We start from the raw sequence: 19,540 nt of genomic DNA on the forward strand, positions 1-19,540 counted from the left end.
GTGTTGTCGGGTCGTGGGACTAAAGCTAAGCGACTCCCATCCCCCCTGCAACTGGTGATACGGCCAGCCGCAGCCCTCCGGCGCCTGCCGACATTTGCCGATACTGACCGATGCTTGCCCGCACCCTGCTGTTCCGACGGACTTTTCCACAGCGGCGGCGCGTGCTTAGATAACATACATTAGTCGAAAGACGCCGCCTCGACAGCAATAAAAACGGCCTGCGCAGCCTGGCCGCTGCGCCTCTCAATCTCAGGATGCCCCATGCCCGGATTCCTCAGCCGCCTCTTCGCCCCACGCTGGCGGCACCCCGATGCCCAGATTCGACGACAGGCCATCGCCCGGCTCGACCCGGCTCGACCCGACCAGCGCCAGGCGCTGGAAGCGCTGTGCCTCGATGCGGACAGCTCGGTCCGCCGGGCGGCGCTTGACAGGATCGACTCGGTCGACACCCTGCTTGCCCTGGTGCAGCGCCAGCCGGATCAGCCCGAGCTGCTGGGGCGCCTGGTCGCTCTGATCACCGGGCAGGCCGGCAGCCTGGACCTCGCCCAGCGCCTGCGCTACGTGGCATCCATCGACAACCGCGTCCTGCTTTCGCGAGTGGCCCTGGAGGGTGACAACCAGCAGCTGCGGCTGGCCGCCGTGGAGCGTTTATCGGCGGAAGAGGACTTGGTCGAACAGGCCTGCGAGAACGGCATTGCCGCCGTACGCCATGCCGCAGCCGCCCGCGTGACCAGCGAAGAGGGCCTTCAGCGTCTGGCCCAGCAGGCGCGCCGGGATCGTCAGGTCATGCGCCAGGCGCGTGAACGCCTGAACCGACTACGTAACGATGCGGCCACGCTGGCAGCGGCACGCGAGCAGCGGGAAAGTCTGCTGATGAAGCTGGAGGCCCACGCCCGCGCGCCCTGGGAGCCCCTCTATGCCGGCCGCTTCCGCCACTTGGTGCGTGCCTGGGAAGCGCTCGGCGACCTGCCCGACGCCGCACAGGAGCGTCGCTTCCAGGATGCCAGCTTGGGTTGCCGCAAGACTCTCTCGGATCACGAGGCCCGCGAACACGCCAACGCCGCGACCGACCGACGCCGCGAGCAGGCCGCCGAAGCACGCGAGTCGCTGCTCGAAGCGCTGGAAGAGAGCCTTGCCGGCCTGCCACGCGGCGACCGCCTTACCAGCCAGGACATCGCCAGCCTGCGCTCTCAGAAGATCCTGCTGGCCAATCGCTGGCAGACCCTCTCGGACCTGCACGTGACCGACGCAGCGCTGCGCAAGCGCTACGACGCGATTCTGGCGGACTATGACCATGTGCTGCGGACCTGGGAGCGCTTCGAAGCGCATGCCGCCGACATCGAAAGGGCGCTGCAGGAGCAGGACGTCGAATCTCTGACCAGCGCCGTCGAGGCCTGCCAATGGCCGAACGAGCTGCCACCTCCGCCGCCGCTGACCCGTGCCCGGCTGCTGCTGGCAGGCCAGGAGCATGCAACGGAAGAGGGACAGGAGGCGCGGCTCGCGCGCTTTACCCAAGACCTCGAGCAGCTCGAGAAACTGTTGGATCGCGGCGAGTTCAAGGGTGCCAGTCGCCTGCACCAGAGCCTGAAACACCGCGCAGACACCCTGCCTTCGGCGAAGCTGCACCCGCATCAAGCGATGCTCAAGCGGCTCGGCGCTCGCCTGGCCGAACTGCGCGACTGGCGTGGCTACGTTGCCGGCCCCAAGCGCGAGCAGCTGTGTCAGGCCATCGACCAATTGGCCGACGACAACGGCATCACGGATGCCGAACTCGACCGCCGCCACCGTCAACTGGTGCGAGACTGGAAGGAGCTGGGCGATGCCGCGGCCAGCCGTGAGCTCTCCGAGCGCTTCCGCAGCGCCTCCGACCGCATACACGAGCGCCTGGCACCCTGGCATGAACGGCAGGCCGAGGAACGGATACGCAATCTCGAGGCGCGTACCAGCCTGTGCGAACAGCTCGAAGCCCTGCTCGACGCCCCTGCCAACGATGCCGACCCGGATGCCCTGCGGCATATCCGCGACCAGGCGCGTGAAGAGTGGCGTCGCTATTCGCCGGTGCCGCGCGATCAGGCGCAGGCCATCGGACGACGCTTCGGCCGCATTCGCTTCGCCTTGCAGGGACTCATCGACCAGCGCGCCAAGGAAGTCGCCGACGCCAAGCGCACCCTCGTCGACGAGGTTAACGCTCTCATCGAGCAGAAGATGTCCTCTGACACCCGGGCCGAGAGAGCCAAGGCGCTACAGCAGCGCTGGCGCGAGCTTGGCCGTGCGCCTCGCGGGGAGGAGCAGACGCTGTGGCGTGAATTCCGCACAGCCTGCGACCAGATCTTTGCCATGCGTGAGGCCCAGCGCGACGACCGCGCCCATCAGGCGCGCCAGCACCTGGACGACATGCAGGCGCTCATCGACCGCCTGGACGCCTGGCAGCCGAGCCGCTCCAGCGACGGCCACGTGCTGGAGCAGGCGATCGAGCACGCCACGGCGCTGGAGCCGCTCCCTTCTGGGCGCCGCACGGAAGGCATGCGCCGGCGCTGGAGCGGCATCGTGCGCACACGGCGCGAGCGACTGGCACGCCTGGCCGTGGTGGAAGAAGTACAGCGCTGGCAGGCCTTCCGGCCGTTACTCGATGCCCACCTGAGCGCCGATGCCGACTGGCTCGAGAACGACGTCATGACCGAGGTCCCCCTCGACTCCGCCGCATCGCTACCCGAAGACATGCGCCGTGCGCATGAGCAGCGTAACGCCGCCAGGAGAAATCCGCCCTCCGCCGAAGAGGTTCAGGAACAGCTGGCGCGCCTGCGCGTGCACCTCTCACTGCTGGCCATGGGGCGGGTCAGTCAGCATGACGAACCGCTGCGCCTGGCCATTCAGGTCGAGCGTCTCAATGAAGGCCTGGGGCGCGACCTGAGTCAGGCCGAAGAAGTCCGCATCGTGCTACGCAACCTGCTGGCCACCGGGCCGGTCTCCCCCGAGCAGTGGCAGCGCGAGGTGGGAGAGTTCGATTCGCTGCTGGCACGCCTGACGCGCCTGCCGCCGCCCTGACCGCTGCGCACGGACACGAAAAAGGGAGGCCCACGCCTCCCTCAATCCTGCCGACTCCCTCAGCCCATGAACTGGCCACCGTTGATGTCGATGTTGGCGCCGGTAATGAAACCCGACTCCTTGTCGGCCAGGAATACCACCAGTCTGGCGATCTCCTCCGGTGTGCCGTAGCGCTTCACGGGGATCGTCTCGCGAATCGCTTCCCGCACGTTCTCGGGAATCTTCATGATCATGTCGGTGGCGATGTAGCCGGGCGACACGGTATTGACGGTGATGCCCTTGGTAGCGGTCTCCTGGGCCAGCGCCATGGTCAGGCCGTGCATGCCGGCCTTGGCCGCCGAGTAGTTGACCTGACCGAACTGACCCTTGCGGCCGTTGATCGAGGAGATGTTGATGATGCGCCCATACTTCTGCTCGAGCATGCCCTCGATGACGCTGCGGCAGGTGTTGAATACGGTATTGAGGTTGGTATCGATGACTTCGTGCCACTGCTCGGGCGTCATTTTCTTCATCGTGCCGTCGCGCGTGATGCCGGCACAGTTGACCAGAACGCTGATCGGCCCGTGGGCCTCTTCGATCTCCCTGACTCCGGCTTCACACGCCTGATAGCTGGTGAGATCCACACCTGACAAGGAAATGTTGTCGAATCCATCGGCCTTTTGGGTCTCGAGCCAGGTCTTGGCCTTCTCCGGGTTGTGGTATCCCGCCACCACGTGGTAGCCCGCTGCCGCCAGTGCGCGGCAAATCGACGAACCGATCCCCCCGGTTCCGCCAGTGACCCACGCTACGGGTGCTGATTGAGTCATATTCCACCTCCCTGATTCATGACGCTTGTATTCGCAGTGCTTGGCCTGGCGCAGCAGGCCAGCCACAACAGGATGCTGGCAGAAGGCATCGCCTTCAAGTTGCTCCCTAATGATTATGGACACATGCGCTGCGCTTGCACTAACAACGTCCCCCACCTTGACACAGCGCAGAAAAAGCGTAGAATTCGCCACACGTTGATGCGGGGTGGAGCAGTCTGGTAGCTCGTCGGGCTCATAACCCGAAGGTCGTCGGTTCAAATCCGGCCCCCGCTACCAAGTTCGAAAAAGCCGAGGCCAAAAGCCTCGGTTTTTTATTGCCCGCACGGGCGCTGCACCGACGAGCGTCGACTCGCTCTCGATTCAAGGTCAGCGGCCCCCGCAACCAAGTTCGAAAAACCGAGGCCATAAGCCTCGGTTTTTCATTGCACGCACGGGCGCTGAACCGACGACCGTCGGTTCGCTCTCCCTTCAGGGTCAGCAGCCGCCGCTACCCGATGCGAAAGCCGAGGCCACAAGCCTCGGCTTTATATTGCCCGTTAGAAAACATGATGCTTCAAGGCAGATCACGCGCTACCAACGCTATGCTGCGGTCATCGCCGCTGGTGCCGCGGCAGAAGTTCTCGCTGTAGAAGCGACGAATCAGGTCGCGCTGGCGCAGCTTGCCCCGGCGCAGATCGTCGAGCCAGTGGCTGAGCTGTCCTGAGACCTGTCCGCCGTCGAAGGCAACCAGCTTCTCGGCGGCGCCGTCGCTCATCAGGGCGATGCCGGTCAAAGCCGTCGTCGTCTCGATGCCGTACTGCACCTGCTCGAAGGCCAGGCGTTCATCGACGAACAGCGTCTGGTTGGCAAACTCCCCCTTGCCGCGCTCGCCCAGCGTGCAGAGTCTCGGCATCAGCTCGGGTTCCTCGTCCATAGCGTCCTGTGGCTCTTGCGCAGCGCTCACCGACACCGCGTGCTCCAGCACCAGCTCGCCATCGCCCACCTTGAGCCACAGCAGTCTCTCGCGGCCTACCAACGCCAGCAGCAGCGTGCAGCGCAAGTCGCGCACCGCCCGGCACTGCTCGGCCGCCCGATCGTGCAGCGTGCCCTTGGCATGGCGCACCAGCAGCCTGGCCAGCTGCTCCACGGCATCGGCCGTGGGCGCTTCGCGGCCATCGAGCAGCCAGGCCAGTTGGGGCTCCAGGGTATCGGCCAGCCGCAGCATGGCACTGACCAGGGTACGCGCACCGAGATCCGAGGCCGGCGAGCTACCGGCACCATCGGCCAGCACCAGCGCCGGGCGCGGTGTCGTCACGCCGCCCGCTGCGTCCTGGCAGGGCATGGCTGGCGTTTTCTCCACATGGCTCAGTCCGGCCGTGGCCACGGCCAGAGTCGACCAGTACGATGTGCTCTCACTCGGGAAGGCGGGTAACTCAGCGGGCATGCAGTACCTGCGAACGTTGGGGCCGACCGGGCGTTGCCAGGTGCACGACATGCTTGCCGGCTGCCAACGCCTCGCGATAGTCGCTCAGCGCCGCGTGCCACTGCGGCAGCGTGGCCCGCTGAATAGGGGCGTCGGCCCCCACCGTGAAGGTGGTCACGAACATGTCGCGGAGGGTGTCGGGCAGTGCCTGCCAGAGGTCGTACCAGACTCCTTGCGGCACATCGCGCTGTCCGCGGCCGTAGGCGAAGTTGCCGCGCCTCAGATTGCGCACCGGGTCGTCGCCACCGACGATGTCGTAGGGATGGCGCCCCAGCATCAGGCACTTGAACAGCACGATGGCCAGCGAGAAGGCCTCGCTGCGTGGCGTGCGGATGGTATGGCGGAAGGAGACGCCCTGATGCTCCTTGGGCGTCATGTCGGGGCTGCCGACGGGACAAGGATAGAAGGTGCCGTCGAGGCGCAGTTGGTAGCTGTCACAGTCAATCAGCGTAACCTGGTCGGATGAGGGCACGCAGAACACGTTGTTGAGGTTGTAGTCGCCGATGCACACCCCGGCCTCGTGCATCTGCTGCACGATCTCGACGAAACGGATCAGGTAGCCGACGATCCGGCGCCGGTCGAGGCCGGGAAAATAGCGCTGATAGAGCAAGGCGTGGGCGAGAAAGCTCATCTTCACGCCGCGCGCCCGATACATGGCGAAACCGATCCAGCGGTGACGGTCGTCGAAGACGCGGATCAGCGGCCAGCACACGTCGCGGGTCATGTGGGCGTCGCGCAGGATGCGCATGGCCTCGACCTTGCGGTGCAGCTCCTCGCCGCGCCTGTCGAGCACCTCGGGGTAGTACCATTTGACGATTACGTCGGGACGGTCGCGCAGGGCGAATATCTCGCCCTCGCCACCGCGCTCCAGGCGCTTGCCGAGGCGGCGCTCCTTGCCCTGCGAATCCCTCACCACCAAAGCGGGCGTCACCACTCGACCTCCTTCGCCACCATGCCTGTCATCATTATCGAACCTTGGCCGGGCGGGCGGTAGTCAAGTCAGTGACTGTTGCCGTCGTCTCGTCGCGCATGCGCCTCGATATCCGTTCAGATGCTGTCCCAGCTATCGGTGGGTGGCAGCTTGACCTGCTCGGTCGTGGAAGAGGAGGCCGAGACACGGCTCATGCTGGCCGACAGCCACAGGAAGAACTCGCGAAACTTCAGGCCGTCCAGGCGCTTGGCCGGGCGCGTGGAGAAGGCGCTGAGCGCCTCGAGGTCGGCCTCTTCGACTCCCACCGGCATCACCACCAGCTTGCGCTGCTGGGCCAGGGCCCGTGCTCTGGCCGAAACGGCCTGCCACTGATCGGTGGGCACGCCATCGCTTATCACCACCAGCCAGGGCTGGTAGTAGGCGACACCGGCCTTGCGGTAGGCCGCGGTACGCTCTTCGAGGCGATCAAGCGCCAGCTCCATGGCACCGCCCAGCGGCGTGAGGCCGGAGGCGGTGAACTGCCGACACTGGGAAATGTTCATGGCCGTGGTGAAAGGCAACTGTTCGGTGACCTTGCCACCGGCGGTGATGACGCCGAGCTCGACGGAGCAGGCCGCCATGTCGTCCTCCTGAATGGCCGAGATGAAGGCCTGGACGCCGGCGTTCAGTTCACGGATCGGCGGGCCGAACATCGACGCGGAGGTATCCAGCACCAGCATGCATGCACAGCGAGGTGATGGGTTGTCGATCAGGTCGCTATCGCCGTTCAGTCGGTACGTTGCCATCCCATGGATCCTCATGTCTGGGGTGCCCGGCCCCGATTCGACCGGACGAACACGAGACTATCACAGCCCCGCCAGGGATGCCGCGCCCACCGTTGCAGACTGACCAACGCGCAGCCAGCGTACGCCTCAGCCTCTTGAATCCCGACGCCTTTACCCGCATCTTTCGAACGAACTCACCTCTTTGCGCAAGGCCAACGCCATGTCCATCGTCGATCCTCGCAGCGGCGCCCCCCTGACGGCGCCCCAAGACACCTCAGCACCTTCGCCCCAGGCGGCGCCCAGCGATGAGCAGTTGATCATCGACGTCGACCGCAACAACATCCAGCAGCTGCTGGAGTTCTCCATGCAGGTGCCGGTGCTGCTCGACTGTTGGGCACCATGGTGCCAGCCCTGCAAGGTGCTGATGCCGATACTGGAGAAGCTGACTCGCGAATATCGCGGCACCTTCATCCTGGCCAAGCTCAATATCGAGGAGAATCAGGAAATCGCCGCCCAGCTCGGCGTGCGCTCGGTGCCGGACGTCAAGTTGATCAGCCAGGGCGGGCTGGTGGATCACTTTCAGGGCGCGCTGCCCGAGAAGGAGGTCCGCGAGTGGCTGGCGCGCTACTTTCCGGCACCGGAAGATGCGCCGGCCAGCCCTGAAGAGCAGGCCGCCGAGGCCTTGGCTCAGGGCGACGCCGCCACGGCCCGTGCCATCTATGAACAGCTGATGCAGCAGAACCCCGAGCATTACCCCTATCAGGTAGAGCTGGCCCGGGCGCTGGTGGTGGAAGGCCGCGGCGAAGAGGCACTCGCCCTGCTCGACAACCTCCCCCCCGAGGAGCGGGACGCCGCCCCGGCACGTGGCGTGCGCGCCAGCATCGAGTTCCGCGAGGAGGCGCCAAGCGACGAGGAGCTGGCCGCCCTGGCCGGACGCGACGACAGCGAGGCTCGCTTCAAGCGCGCCATGCGCCAGATTGCCGATGGCGATTACGAAAGCGGCCTCGAGGGGCTGCTCGAGGTGATGCGCAAGGACCGCGCCTACGACGACGACGCGGCACGCAAGACCCTGCTGAGGGTGTTCGACGCCCTTGGCGCCGAGCATCCGCTGACCGTCACCTACCGGCGCAAGCTGTTCACCCTGCTCTACTGATACTGCCCTTTCCTGCACGAGCCAGCGCCAGGGACCTCCCCTGGCGCTGGCGTTCATCCCTTCAGCACGCCATCGAGACGCGTCAACGCCGCTTCGAGCTGAGACGCGGTGGTGCCGAAGTTGAGCCGTACGAACCCCGGCCAGCCGAAGTCGGCCCCATCCGAAAGCGCCACCTTCGCCTCTTGCAGCAACACCTGCTGCGGCGAGCCCTGGCGACCGGCGAGCCCTTCGGCACGGCGTAGGTCGAGCCAGGCCAGATAGGTCGCCTCCGGCACGCTCATGCCAACGCCAGGCCACTGGGCGACCCGCTCGATCAGCGTCTGGCGATGGCCGCGCAGCGTCTGCAACAGCGCCTGCCGCCAATCATTGCATTGCCCGTAGGCCACCTCGGCGGCCACCAGCCCCAACACGTTGACGTCAGGCAACAGGCCACGCGCCGCCGCCGCGAAGCGCTGGAGCAACTCGCCGTTCGGAATCACCGCGCAGGCGGCGGTCAGACCGGCGAGGTTGAAGGTCTTGGAGGGCGCCCACAGCGTGATGATGCGTGCCGCAAGCTCGGGGAAGGCCGCCGCCAACGGGCGGTGCCGGGCGTCTTCATCCAGCAGCAGATCGCAGTGCAGCTCGTCGGAGACCACCAGCAGGTCGTGCCGCTCGACCAGCGCCGCCAGGCCGGCCAGCTCCTCGTGTCGCCAGACCCGCCCGGTGGGATTGTGCGGCTGGCACCACAGCAGCAGCCGGGTCTCGGAGGTGATGGCCGCCTCCAGCGCTGCAAGGTCGAGCCGCCATGGCTCGCCGGGGCCGGCCGGCTCGGCCAGGGCCACTTGCTGAGACACGCGCCCGGTGCGCTCCGCCACCTTGAGAAACGGCGGGTAGATGGGCGTGACCGTCAGCACGCCCTCACCCGGCTCGGTCAGCGCCAGGCTGGCCAGATGCAGCGCAGGGACCACGCCGGGAAGCCATAGCTGCCACTCCGGCTCGATGGCCCAGCCGTACTCTCGAGAACTCCACTCGCAGAGCGTCTGCTTGAGACTGTCAGGAACCGTCCCGTAGCCGAACACGCCATGGTCGACCCTCGCCCGTAGCGCCTCGATCACCTGAGGCGGCGAGGGAAAATCCATGTCGGCCACCCATAGCGGCAGGATGCTGGCATCATAGCGGTGCCATTTCTGCGAAGGCCAATCACCCCCCTCGGGGTGGCGTCGCTCGATGGGCGTGGCAAAATCGAACTCCATGTTCTTTCCTCGGAAGCAGATATGAGCGAAACCATGCCGCAAAGCGGCTTCTATGCCAAGGCACGCCGAGGCATGTCGGCAACGATCGCGCAGTGGCGGCGACTGGGGCAGGGCGACCCGGACCGCCTCGCATTGATCCTGGCCGAGACGGCGCGGGTCGCTCGCCTGGGCGACCCGGAAGCCACTCCCGACGGCAAGACCCTGGAGGCGTGGAGCCAATCCGATGCGGGCGACGACATCCCCCTGTGGGCAGCCCGTACCGCCACCTTCCTGCTGATGCAGATGCCGGCGCGTCCGGTACCGCAGAGTGACGACGAGGCCTGCGCCTGGGCCTACTGCTGGCTGCGCAACCGTGACTTCGCCAGCGTGGACGACGCGCGCGCCGCCCTGCCTGATCACCTGCAAGAAAAACTGCCCCATGCGGTGGGAGCTGCCTGGGCCGATCGCCAGGGCCTGCGCCTGGTATAGCCTCACCACAAGGAAAACTCATGGACGTCCCCTTGAGCTGGCAACTGGCCAAGCTCGCGGTATCGATTGGCATCGTGCTCGGGCTCTCGCTGGTTGCCGAGCGTGTCAGCACGCGCATGGCCGGCCTGCTCTCCGGCTATCCCCTGGGCACGGCGATCGCGTTGTTCTTCATCGGCCTGGAGATTTCACCGGGCTTTGCCGCCGAGAGCGCCGTTTACAGCCTGGCGGGCTTCACCGCCACCATGGCGCTGGGGGCCGGCTATCTCATTTGCGGCAGGCACGATGGCCTGAAGGGAGTGCTCGCCGGCACGGCGGGCGGCCTCGTCGCCTGGTGGCTGACGAGCCTCACGCTGACGCGCTTCGAACTCGACCGTTTGAGCGGCACGCTGGTGACCCTGGCGGCCATCTTCATCTTTACCTGGCTCTATCGCCACGTACCGGAAACCCGCACCAAGGCACGCTCTGGCGGCTCGCGCTGGCAGCCACTGATACTGCGCGCCGGCCTTGCCACCGCCATCGTCTTCCTGGTCACCGGCCTGGCCCATGTGCTGCCGACGTCCTGGGCCGGCATGCTGGCGGCCTTTCCGATCTCGATGTACCCCCTGCTGGTGATCCTGCACCTCACCCACGGCGCCGCGCCGGCCGCCACGGTGATCAAGCACTATCCGGCCGGGCTCGGCGCGCTGCTCTGCTATGCCCTGTGCGTGTCGCTCACCTACGCCACCCTGGGTCTGCTGTGGGGAACTCTCGCGGGCTTCGCCGTGGCTACGCTGTGGCTGCTCGGGTGGATGCGACTCCAGGCCTGGTATGGCGCGAGACGGGCGACAGGCTCTTGACCTAGCGTTTGCTCGGGGCAATGCTGTCCACCTGCCAACGACACGCTACAAGACCACAAGACAGCAAAGGGACTCTCACATGTTCGTGCGTACCGTCGAACCCGCCTTCTACGACACCGATGCTCTCGGCCACGTCAACAACACCCGCCTGCCGGCCTGGTTCGAGCTGGCACGCAACGACCTGTTTCGCCTGTTCACGCCGGACCTGGATCCGCGCAAGTGGAAGCTGATCATGGCGCGCATGGAAGTCGACTACCGCGCCGAGCTGCACTACGGCAACGAGATCGAGATCCGCACCTACGTTTCGCGCCTCGGCAACAGCTCCTTCACCGTCACCCAGGAGGCGTGGCAGAAGGGCGAGCTGACCAATCTGGGCCATACCGTGATGGTGCACTTCGACCATGACACCAAGCGCGCAGTGCCCATCGAGGGCGAACTGCGCCAGGCACTCGAGGCCCATCTGCAGCCGCTCGAGGAGCCGACCGACGCATGACGCCCGCGGTCAAGGTGCTGGAGCGCGACGGGGCTCCCTTCGAGCTGCTCAGCTACGAGCACGATCCCCGCGCCCCGGCTTACGGCGAAGAGGCTGCCAACGCCCTGGGGCTCGACCCGCAATGCGTGTTCAAGACCCTCATCGCCAGGCTCGACGATGGGCGCCTGGCGGTGGGCATCGTGCCGGTGACCGGCCAGCTCGACTTCAAGGCACTGGCCAAGGCAGCCGGTGCCCGGCGAGCGGGCATGGCCGAAGCGGCCGAAGCCGAGCGCGCCACCGGCTACGTGCTGGGAGGCATCAGCCCGCTGGGGCAGAAGAAACGCCTGCCGACCTTTGTCGACACCAGCGCCGAGGGCCTCGCGCGGTTGCACGTCAGCGGCGGTCGTCGCGGCCTGGAGATCGCCCTGGCCCCTGCCGACCTGATCCGTCTGTGTCAGGCGCGACTGGCCCCGCTGGCCCGGATATGATTCCATCGTGAGCCGAAGTCGCTCTCCCGGAGTCAAATTTCCATGACCCGTCAGACGGGCCATTCATCGCCAGTAGGAGTCCTTTATGGCCATCCGCTACAACCTCTGGCTCGACCCTGACAACGTCGCCCAGCATCGTGCCGTGGAAGCCGACCTGGAGCGCTACTTCATGGAGCGTTTCGCCGACTACCCGCACATCCGCTTGTTCGGCGCCGACCCCTACGATTATGATGCGCCGTTCAATCGCCTCTACGACGTGCTGATGGCACGGGCCAACGAGTACTGCGAACGCCAGTGGCGCGGCTACGTGCCCACGCCGGAGCAGCTCAACCGGACCTTCTTTCGCGCCGTGGGCCGCTCCAACAAGTTCATCCGGGACCGCAACGATGGTGATCCAGACCGACCAGATGCCTGATGACCGCCAGCTCGCGATCATTGCCGAGCAGTTGGGCCGCGCTCCGCGAGGTATCGAGGCCGTCGCCGCCGTGGACGGCGAAGGCACCCCGCTGGTGCTGCGCATGGCCCCCATCGTCGACGGCAAGCCGTTCCCCACCCTGTACTGGCTGAGCTGTGCGCGCCTCAAGGTCGAGATTTCCCGGATCGAAGCGGCCGGTGCCATCAAGCAGCTCGAGGCAAGACTGCAGGAAGAGCCCGATTTTCTCGCCACCTATCACGCCAGTCATCGCGACTACGTGGACAGGCGCTGGCGTTACATGAGTGATGTCCAGCGCGCCGAAGTCGAGCGGCTCGGCTATGCGGACGTCATGCGCGAACGCGGCATCGGCGGCATTGCCAACTGGGATCAGGTGCGCTGCCTGCACACCCAGTATGCTCACCACCTGTGCGGCAACAACGTCGTCGGCCAGTGGCTCGACGCCGAGTTCGGCGTGGCCGGCTGCCTGCCCTGATTCTTTTCCTTCGACGCTTCCACAGCCTCTCCCTGACGGGCGGCAGCTGCTACGATATGGGCTTGCCAAGGAGAAGCGCATGTCGAATTTCTGTGTCTACCTGGGCTCCCGCGATGGCCGGGACCCTGTCTTTCTGGAAGCCACCCGAGCCCTCGGCCACGAAATGGCTGCGCGCGGACACGGCCTCGTCTATGGCGGCGCCCGCATCGGCTTGATGGGAGCGCTGGCCAACGCCGTGCTGGAGAAGGGCGGCAACGTGATCGGTGTGATGCCCGACCACCTGGTGGAGCGCGAGCAGGCCCACGAGGGGCTGCCGACCCTGATCCGCGTGAACAACATGCACGAGCGCAAGGCCAGCATGGCCGCCCATGCCGACGCCTTCATCGCCCTGCCCGGCGGCATCGGCACCATGGAGGAGCTGTTCGAGGCCTGGACCTGGCAGTACCTGGGGTTGCACGACAAGCCCATCGGCGTGCTCGACATCGCCGGCTTCTATAGTCCGCTGCTGGCGTTCCTCGACAGTACGGTGGAGCACGGTTTTCTCAACGGCCGTACTCGTGACAGCTTGATCGACGCCGCAGAGCCCGCCGCACTGCTGGATGCCCTGGAGGCACGGCTCGCCGTATCCGTCACCTAGGAGAGCTGCCATGCACGCCATCGCCGTCGATCAGGAGCGCCTGGCCTGGCGCGAACAGCCCATCCCGCCAGGCCCCGCTGCCGGAGAGGTGCGCCTCGCGGTGGCCTGGGCCGGGGTCAATCGCGCCGACCTGATGCAGCGCGCCGGCCATTATCCACCGCCGCCCGGGGTCAGCGACGTGCTCGGCCTCGAGATCAGCGGCACGGTGATCGAGGTCGGTCCCGGCGTCGACACGCTGCGTCCGGGAGAGCGGGTCTGCGCTCTGCTGGCGGGCGGCGGCTATGCCGAGGAGGTCGTGGTCGATGCACGGCAGGTACTGCCGATACCCGAGGGCCAGGACCTGTGCGAGGCGGCTGCGCTGCCCGAAGTGTTTGCCACTGCCTGGCTCAACCTGTTCATGGTGGGACAGCTGGCGGCCGGCGAGCGGGTCCTGCTGCACGCCGGTGCCAGCGGTGTCGGCACTGCCGCGATTCAGCTCTGCCGGGCTTTCGGCCATCCCTGCTTCGTCACGGCGGGCAGTGACGCCAAGCTTGCCGTCTGCCGCGAATTGGGTGCCGATGCGGTGTTCAATCGCCATGAGGGCAGCTTCGCGGATGCCGTGAAGGCATGGGGCGGCGCCGACCTGATTCTCGACCCCGTGGGTGGCGCTTATCTGGCCGACAATCAGCGCGTGCTGAATGCCGACGGACGCTTGGTGCTGATCGGTCTGATGGGTGGGCGACACGCCGAGCTCGATCTGGGTCGTATGCTGATGAAGCGTCAGCGGCTGATCGGCTCGACCCTGCGCGCCAAACCGCCGGCGGCCAAGGGAGCCATCCTCGATGCGCTGAGAGCCCATGTCTGGCCGCGCCTTGCAAAGGGAGAGATTCGACCGCTGATCGATCGTACCTGGCCGATCGACGAAGTCGAAGCCGCTCACGCCCATGTGCAGCGGGACGCCAATATCGGCAAGGTACTGCTTGCGGTCAGCGGCGAGAGATAGAGGTCTCGGCGCTATCGTCGTCTTCGCGGGTGCGCAGATAGGTAAGTTGCAGCAGACGGGCATCGTCTCCGGCGCGATGGCGCCGTATCCCCAGCTCTTTCACCAGGGCTTCCCGGGTGCGGTGCCACGCACCGAGCTGGCGTTCGCTGAGTAGAATGCGCAGTGCCTCGAGGCGAAAGGCGGGCAGCATGCCGGCATGGTGAAACAGCAGCGATAGCCAGGTATTGTCATAGCCCCAGCTATCGCTGTAAGCCACGCCGATCTCACTCAGTTCATCGTTGAGCCAGCGTGCCACTTGTGCGATGGGTAGACCTTCACGCAGCAGACGTGCACGGGAAATGCCGTGCAGCAATTCGGCCTTGGGGTCCCAATGCGTCCACTCGTCCAGCGGCTGCACGAGGAAGGCGCAGCAGCTACCGTCGGCCCGTGCCAGGCCAATCTCTATGGGGTAGCTACCGCGCCCGAATCCGGACGCCTCGATATCCAGCAGTGTCGGCAGCGTCACGAATGGACGTATCCTCGAAAGCAGAGCCGCGTGGCAGAAGCGGCGGCAAGTGGGGTTAGTGTCGGGCTTGAGCGTCGTCCCTGTCCAGCTCGCTACACTCCAGACCCGCATGCCGGTCGGCGAGCGCCTGCCAATGGGCGGCTTGAACTCTGTCCACCGGCAGCCCCAGCTCACCCAGGCGATAGGCTTGCGCCAGGCGCACGGCGGCAAGCGGATGCCCTGCCTCAGCGGCGCGGGCATACCAGGTCACGGCACTCGCCTCACGGCGAGGATACTGAGCACAGCCGTGTTCGAGGATCCGCCCAGCCTGGTATTGAGCCTTGAGGTTGCCGGCCTGCGCGGCCTCGAGCACGTAGCGAGCGCCACGCGCCTTGTCCTGAGGGCTAACCCCACGCTGGAAGAGCATATGCCCGTAGAGCGAAAGCGCACCGGGATGACCGGCATCGGCGCAGCGCTCGAAGAGGTGCATGGTCAAACGCTGGGTACGCGGAGAGCGTGGCAACCAGCGTGTGTGAAACAGCTGTTCGGCAAGACGGTATTCGAGTCGGGTGAACAGTGATGATGCCTGCGTCATCGTGCAAACAACCTTGGGTTCGTCTGAAACCAGCCTGATGACGTGGCACCACCCTGTGGTCGTCGTCATGGCCTGTCTGAACTCGCCGCGGGACTCCGCCGGGGCCGCTTGAGGGTGGCCAGCATACGCCCGCCCCGCCGGCGACTCAACCCCTAGATTTGCTGCCTTGGTAGTGCTCGGCTAGCATGGCTCTGGATAGGCAACGAGCTCGCCACCGATTCGACTTTCAACAGGAGCGATGATGCAGACGCGACCGCTTGGCGACACGGGTATCGAGGTCAGCCGCCTGTGCCTGGGCACCATGACGTTCGGAGAGCAGAACAGCGAATCCGAAGCCCACGATCAGCTCGACCGTGCCGTAGCCTTCGGCATCAACTTCATCGACGCGGCCGAAATGTATCCTGTACCGCCCCGAGCCGAGACACAGGGGCGCACCGAGGCCTATATCGGCAGCTGGCTCAAGCGCCGTGAAAGCCGCGACGACGTGATCATCGCAACCAAGGTGACCGGCCCGGGCCTCGAGCACATCCGCGGCGGCCCACGCCTGAACAGGGAGCACATCCATCAGGCCATCGATGCCAGCCTCGAGCGGCTGCGCACCGACTACGTCGATCTCTACCAGCTCCACTGGCCCGAGCGTTCGACCAACTACTTCGGACGCCTGGGCTACGAGCACGACGAAGAGGAAAGCGCCGTCACGTTGGAAGAGACCCTTGCTGTGCTCAAGGAGCTGGTGGATGCCGGCAAGGTTCGCGCCATCGGTCTCTCCAACGAGACGCCGTGGGGGGTGATGAAGGCGCTGCAGCTCGCAGAACGGCTCGGTCTGCCGCGGGTTGCCTCGATCCAGAACCCCTACAATCTGCTCAATCGCTCCTTCGAGGTCGGCCTAGCCGAGATCGCCCATCGCGAGAACGTGGGCCTGCTGGCTTATTCGCCGCTGGCCTTCGGCGTACTCTCCGGCAAGTATCTGGATGGCGCCCGCCCCGAGAACGCTCGCCTCACGCTCTTCGAGCGCTTCAAGCGCTATACCTCGCCGCTGGCCGAACAGGCCACCCGTGCCTACGTCGACACTGCCCGCGAGCACGACCTCGACCCGGCCCAGATGGCGCTGGCCTTCGTCAATTCGCGTAGCTTCCTGACCAGTAACATCATTGGCGCCACCACCATGGAGCAGCTCGAGGCCAACCTCGCCAGCGAGTCGTTGAAGCTAGAGCAGAGCGTGCTGGATGCCATCGAAGAGGTGCACCGGCGCATCCCCAACCCCTGCCCCTGAGGGGTTCGCCCGGTATCGGCGAGGGCTATCGCATCGATAGCCCCGTCTTCGCGCGGCGGTTGATATAATCACGCTTCGTTCGATTCGTCCCATCTGGTACAGGAGTGCCCCATGCTGAGCGTGATCTCGCCGGCCAAGACGCTGGACTTCGAGACCCCGGCCACCACGGCCACCCACTCGCAGCCGGATTTTCTCGACCACAGCCAGCGCTTGATCGAGATCCTGCGCGACTACTCCCCACAGCAGCTCAGCGAACTGATGGGCATCAGCGACAAGTTGGCGGGCCTCAACGCCGCCCGCTTCGCCGAATGGCACCCGCGCTTCACGCCCGACAACGCCAAGCCGGCGGCCCAGGCCTTCCAGGGCGACGTCTACGTGGGTCTCGAGGCTGCCTCTTTCAGCGACGCCGACAACGAGTTCGCCCAGCGCCATCTGCGCATTCTTTCGGGCCTGTATGGGCTGCTGCGGCCGCTCGATCTGATCCAGCCCTACCGCCTGGAAATGGGCACGCGGCTGGCCAATCCGGCTGGCAAGGACCTCTACGCCTATTGGCAGGGCACGCTGACCGAGGCACTCGATCGGGCCATTGCCGAAAGCGGCTCCAAGGTACTGGTGAACCTCGCTTCGAACGAGTATTTCAAGGCCGTCGACACCAAGCGGCTCGACGCCCGGGTGATTACACCGGTATTCAAGGACGAGAAGAACGGCAGCTACAAGATCATCAGTTTCTATGCCAAAAAGGCACGCGGCCTGATGGCCGCCTGGATGATTCGCCAGCGCCTGGACGATCCCGAAGCCCTCAAGAAGTTCGACGTGGCGGGCTACGCCTTCAATCCCGCCATGTCCGAGGGCGATACGCTGGTCTTCACTCGACGCGAAGCCCAACACTGAGCCCGATCAGTCACCATGTATCAGTAGAAGCGCAGCGGGCGCGAGGCGCGGGGCTTGAGAAAACGCCGGTGGATTTGACGGAAGCGCTCGTCGTCACAGCGCTCGAGCCACTCGTAGGCCACCATATCGGCCGTCACCGGCGTGGCGCCCGCCCCCGTCATCCGCTCACGGGCAAGGCTGGCCTCCTCGGCGCGCCGGCTGACGGACGCCTCGCTCAGCCAGTACACCTCATAGCCCGCTTCCAGCAGCCCGAGGCCGGTCTGCATCACGCAGATGTGCGCCTCGCTGCCGCACAGCACGATCTGACGCCTGCCGCTTTTTTCCAGCGCGGTGGCAAAATCCGACTCGGCATGGGCATTGAAGTGCACCTTTTGCCATAGGCGATAGTCCGGTAGCGCTTCCAGCAGCCGCGGCTCGCTGCCGCCCAGCCCCTCCGGATACTGCTCGGTCAGCCAGACCGGCACCTCCAGCTCACAGGCGAGCACGCCAAGCCACTGTGCTTCGGCAACGGCCTGGTTGCCGCCATCGATGACCGGCAGCAGTCCCGCCTGCAGATCGACGATCAGCAGCAAGCTGTTTTCACTCTTCAAGCGCATGGCTTTACCCCATTTTTTCAGCACTTTCCCCAGCATAGCCGCTAGAATGGAGCATCCAAATTCTACTTTTCCCTCAATCCTGAAGAGGAACCAAGCGATGCGTCACTTCCTGGTCATGCTCATGGTCGCCGTAATGGGCTTCGGCCTGGCCGTCGAACATGCCGAAGCCCGCCGCATGGGCGGCGGCGGTAACGTCGGCAGCTTCTCCCGATCCGCTGATCGCCCGGCAGCCGCCCCCAACCAGGCCGCCCCGGCACGACAGGCTCAGCCCAGCCAGGCCGCCGGCTCTCGTATGCCCGGTATGCTGGGCGGCATGCTGGCAGGTGGTCTGCTGGCCGCGCTGTTCTTCGGTGGTGCCTTCGATGAGCTGCGCCTGATGGACATCCTGCTCATTGCCGGCCTCGGCTTCCTGCTGTTCCGGCTGCTGGCGCGTCGCCGTACCGCCGTGGCTGGCGGCCCTCAGCCAGCCGATAACCAGCCGCACGCTGCTCCCCAGGCCTTCCAGCCGGCACCGGGTGCTACCATGGGCGGCGCTTTCGACAGCCTTCCGGAGTGGTTCGATCGAGAGCGCTTCCTGTCCGGCGCCAAGGAGCACTTCATGACGCTGCAGCGCGCCTGGGACAACAATGACTTCAGCGGCATTCAGGAGTACGTCACTCCCGAGCTCTACAATCTTCTGCGCGAGGAGCGCAGCAAGCATCCGGCCAACAATCGCACAGAGACCGTGCGCCTGTTCGCCGAGCTCGGTGACGTACGTGAGATCGGCAAGCAGGCCGAGGCCACCGTCATCTTCCACGGTATCCTCGACGAGAACGGCGAGCAGACCGAGTTCAACGAGACCTGGCACCTGGTTCGCGAGATGCGTGACGGCGCCCCGTGGTACCTGCAGGGCATCGAACAGAACAGCTGAGCACAGCCCCGTTGCAAATGGCCGGCGCAATGCCGGCCTTATTGTTTGTCATCCCAAAGACAACATAGGCCGATGATTTTTACGCATTTACTTAGGCCTTCTCATTAATCCAGGCTATCAATGCTCATCCAGAGATGATCCAAGTCTATGTAACCGTTGCAAATACCGGAACACAAAGGGCCTGGCGTGAACGAAGCTTCAAAAGAACGCCGTTTTATAATCCCCCTCATCGGCCGATAACGCGTCTAGGCGCGTGGCAAGACCACCACAAGATCCCTCACCACGAGCCTCCCTTGACGAGTGTCCCAATCCCGCTCTCAAGCCTTCCCACTCGTATGCCATGGCGCAAAGAAGCCATGGAGGAGGATCTATCAATGACCCGAATGCTCCGTAATCTGTCCGTCAAGACGGGCCTGACAGCTGCCCTGGCCCTTCTGGCTACTGCCATCCTATGTTTGGCAGCCTTGGGTATGTACACAGGCCATCTGTCACCGCCGATGTAAAACTGACCCCCTGACGCCGAGGTAAATCTGACCCCCTTGGGCGAAGATGGTGGCTTTTGAGCCGCCGCGATGTTGATCCAGGAGCAGTCAGTGGAAATCAGAGT

Annotated in this window: 21 protein-coding genes and 1 tRNA gene; 14 read left to right on the forward strand and 8 right to left on the reverse strand. The window is 65.4% G+C overall.

Features of this window, described 5'->3' with window-relative positions; all coding sequences use genetic code 11:
- Positions 1–261 precede the first annotated feature (261 nt).
- Entirely contained in the window at positions 262–3,045 is a 2,784-nt protein-coding gene (locus HOP58_RS10220) for a DUF349 domain-containing protein (protein ID WP_234260229.1), read from the forward strand.
- 59 nt (positions 3,046–3,104) lie between these two features.
- Here HOP58_RS10220 and phbB read toward each other — a convergent pair whose 3' ends face one another.
- On the reverse strand, positions 3,105–3,851 hold the full coding sequence (gene phbB, locus HOP58_RS10225; RefSeq protein ID WP_234252349.1) for an acetoacetyl-CoA reductase: 747 nt from the start codon (positions 3,849–3,851) through the stop codon (positions 3,105–3,107).
- Between the two features lie 199 nt (positions 3,852–4,050).
- On the opposite strand from phbB, the gene HOP58_RS10230 reads away from it, so the two are divergent.
- A tRNA-Met gene (locus tag HOP58_RS10230) sits at positions 4,051–4,127 on the forward strand.
- A gap of 277 nt (positions 4,128–4,404) precedes the next feature.
- On the opposite strand, the gene HOP58_RS10235 is transcribed toward HOP58_RS10230, so the two are convergent.
- The 3 genes from HOP58_RS10235 to HOP58_RS10245 all read right to left on the reverse strand — a co-directional run bounded on the left by HOP58_RS10235 (position 4,405) and on the right by HOP58_RS10245 (position 7,029).
- Complete coding sequence (locus tag HOP58_RS10235) at positions 4,405–5,172, reverse strand: protein phosphatase 2C domain-containing protein (RefSeq protein ID WP_234260230.1); 768 nt, start codon at positions 5,170–5,172, stop codon at positions 4,405–4,407.
- Positions 5,173–5,263: 91 nt separating this feature from the next.
- Complete coding sequence (locus HOP58_RS10240; protein WP_234260231.1) at positions 5,264–6,244, reverse strand: kinase; 981 nt, start codon at positions 6,242–6,244, stop codon at positions 5,264–5,266.
- Between the two features lie 116 nt (positions 6,245–6,360).
- A complete protein-coding gene (locus HOP58_RS10245; protein ID WP_010630231.1) occupies positions 6,361–7,029 on the reverse strand; it encodes a VWA domain-containing protein in 669 nt (222 codons plus the stop codon).
- 199 nt (positions 7,030–7,228) lie between these two features.
- Here HOP58_RS10245 and HOP58_RS10250 point away from each other — a divergent pair, with 199 nt between their 5' ends.
- Positions 7,229–8,161, forward strand: a complete 933-nt coding sequence (locus HOP58_RS10250) for a tetratricopeptide repeat protein (RefSeq protein ID WP_234260232.1) — start codon at positions 7,229–7,231, stop codon at positions 8,159–8,161.
- Between the two features lie 53 nt (positions 8,162–8,214).
- Here HOP58_RS10250 and HOP58_RS10255 read toward each other — a convergent pair whose 3' ends face one another.
- Positions 8,215–9,393, reverse strand: a complete 1,179-nt coding sequence (locus HOP58_RS10255) for a PatB family C-S lyase (RefSeq protein WP_234260233.1) — start codon at positions 9,391–9,393, stop codon at positions 8,215–8,217.
- A 33-nt stretch (positions 9,394–9,426) separates the two neighbouring features.
- Between HOP58_RS10255 and HOP58_RS10260 the strand changes: the two genes are divergently transcribed.
- The 8 genes from HOP58_RS10260 to HOP58_RS10295 all read left to right on the forward strand — a co-directional run bounded on the left by HOP58_RS10260 (position 9,427) and on the right by HOP58_RS10295 (position 14,184).
- A complete protein-coding gene (locus tag HOP58_RS10260; protein WP_234252785.1) occupies positions 9,427–9,861 on the forward strand; it encodes a hypothetical protein in 435 nt (144 codons plus the stop codon).
- A gap of 20 nt (positions 9,862–9,881) precedes the next feature.
- Entirely contained in the window at positions 9,882–10,697 is an 816-nt protein-coding gene (locus HOP58_RS10265; RefSeq protein ID WP_234252337.1) for a hypothetical protein, read from the forward strand.
- A 79-nt stretch (positions 10,698–10,776) separates the two neighbouring features.
- A complete protein-coding gene (locus tag HOP58_RS10270) occupies positions 10,777–11,190 on the forward strand; it encodes a thioesterase family protein (RefSeq protein ID WP_010630236.1) in 414 nt (137 codons plus the stop codon).
- Complete coding sequence (gene ybaK, locus HOP58_RS10275; RefSeq protein WP_234260234.1) at positions 11,187–11,657, forward strand: Cys-tRNA(Pro) deacylase; 471 nt, start codon at positions 11,187–11,189, stop codon at positions 11,655–11,657. Before HOP58_RS10270 ends, ybaK begins: the two co-directional genes overlap by 4 nt.
- A gap of 85 nt (positions 11,658–11,742) precedes the next feature.
- Complete coding sequence (locus tag HOP58_RS10280; RefSeq protein ID WP_010630238.1) at positions 11,743–12,072, forward strand: hypothetical protein; 330 nt, start codon at positions 11,743–11,745, stop codon at positions 12,070–12,072.
- The gene (locus HOP58_RS10285; protein ID WP_234260235.1) at positions 12,044–12,565 is read left to right on the forward strand and encodes a DUF501 domain-containing protein; all 522 of its coding nucleotides are present in this window, start codon (positions 12,044–12,046) and stop codon (positions 12,563–12,565) included. Before HOP58_RS10280 ends, HOP58_RS10285 begins: the two co-directional genes overlap by 29 nt.
- A gap of 79 nt (positions 12,566–12,644) precedes the next feature.
- The gene (locus HOP58_RS10290; protein ID WP_234260236.1) at positions 12,645–13,202 is read left to right on the forward strand and encodes a TIGR00730 family Rossman fold protein; all 558 of its coding nucleotides are present in this window, start codon (positions 12,645–12,647) and stop codon (positions 13,200–13,202) included.
- Positions 13,203–13,212: 10 nt separating this feature from the next.
- Complete coding sequence (locus HOP58_RS10295; protein ID WP_234260237.1) at positions 13,213–14,184, forward strand: NAD(P)H-quinone oxidoreductase; 972 nt, start codon at positions 13,213–13,215, stop codon at positions 14,182–14,184.
- Here the strand turns inward: HOP58_RS10295 and HOP58_RS10300 are convergent.
- Together HOP58_RS10300 and HOP58_RS10305 are read right to left on the reverse strand one after the other, a co-directional pair.
- The gene (locus tag HOP58_RS10300; RefSeq protein ID WP_234260238.1) at positions 14,168–14,689 is read right to left on the reverse strand and encodes a hypothetical protein; all 522 of its coding nucleotides are present in this window, start codon (positions 14,687–14,689) and stop codon (positions 14,168–14,170) included. The two genes, HOP58_RS10295 and HOP58_RS10300, sit on opposite strands and share 17 nt — an antisense overlap.
- A gap of 55 nt (positions 14,690–14,744) precedes the next feature.
- Entirely contained in the window at positions 14,745–15,263 is a 519-nt protein-coding gene (locus tag HOP58_RS10305; protein ID WP_234260239.1) for a tetratricopeptide repeat protein, read from the reverse strand.
- A 241-nt stretch (positions 15,264–15,504) separates the two neighbouring features.
- On the opposite strand from HOP58_RS10305, the gene HOP58_RS10310 reads away from it, so the two are divergent.
- Together HOP58_RS10310 and yaaA are read left to right on the forward strand one after the other, a co-directional pair.
- The gene (locus HOP58_RS10310; protein WP_234260240.1) at positions 15,505–16,536 is read left to right on the forward strand and encodes an NADP(H)-dependent aldo-keto reductase; all 1,032 of its coding nucleotides are present in this window, start codon (positions 15,505–15,507) and stop codon (positions 16,534–16,536) included.
- Positions 16,537–16,647: 111 nt separating this feature from the next.
- On the forward strand, positions 16,648–17,427 hold the full coding sequence (yaaA, locus tag HOP58_RS10315) for a peroxide stress protein YaaA (RefSeq protein ID WP_010630245.1): 780 nt from the start codon (positions 16,648–16,650) through the stop codon (positions 17,425–17,427).
- Between the two features lie 20 nt (positions 17,428–17,447).
- Here the strand turns inward: yaaA and HOP58_RS10320 are convergent, their stop codons facing one another.
- Positions 17,448–18,023: an isochorismatase family protein gene (locus HOP58_RS10320; protein WP_010630246.1), complete on the reverse strand. Its 576-nt coding sequence runs from the start codon at positions 18,021–18,023 to the stop codon at positions 17,448–17,450.
- A 97-nt stretch (positions 18,024–18,120) separates the two neighbouring features.
- On the opposite strand from HOP58_RS10320, the gene HOP58_RS10325 reads away from it, so the two are divergent.
- Positions 18,121–18,933, forward strand: coding sequence for a Tim44-like domain-containing protein (locus HOP58_RS10325; protein WP_010630247.1), 813 nt, complete (start codon positions 18,121–18,123; stop codon positions 18,931–18,933).
- Positions 18,934–19,540 lie beyond the last annotated feature (607 nt).

This window comes from Halomonas sp. MCCC 1A11062, from assembly GCF_021404355.1.
Lineage (GTDB): Bacteria > Pseudomonadota > Gammaproteobacteria > Pseudomonadales > Halomonadaceae > Halomonas > Halomonas aerodenitrificans.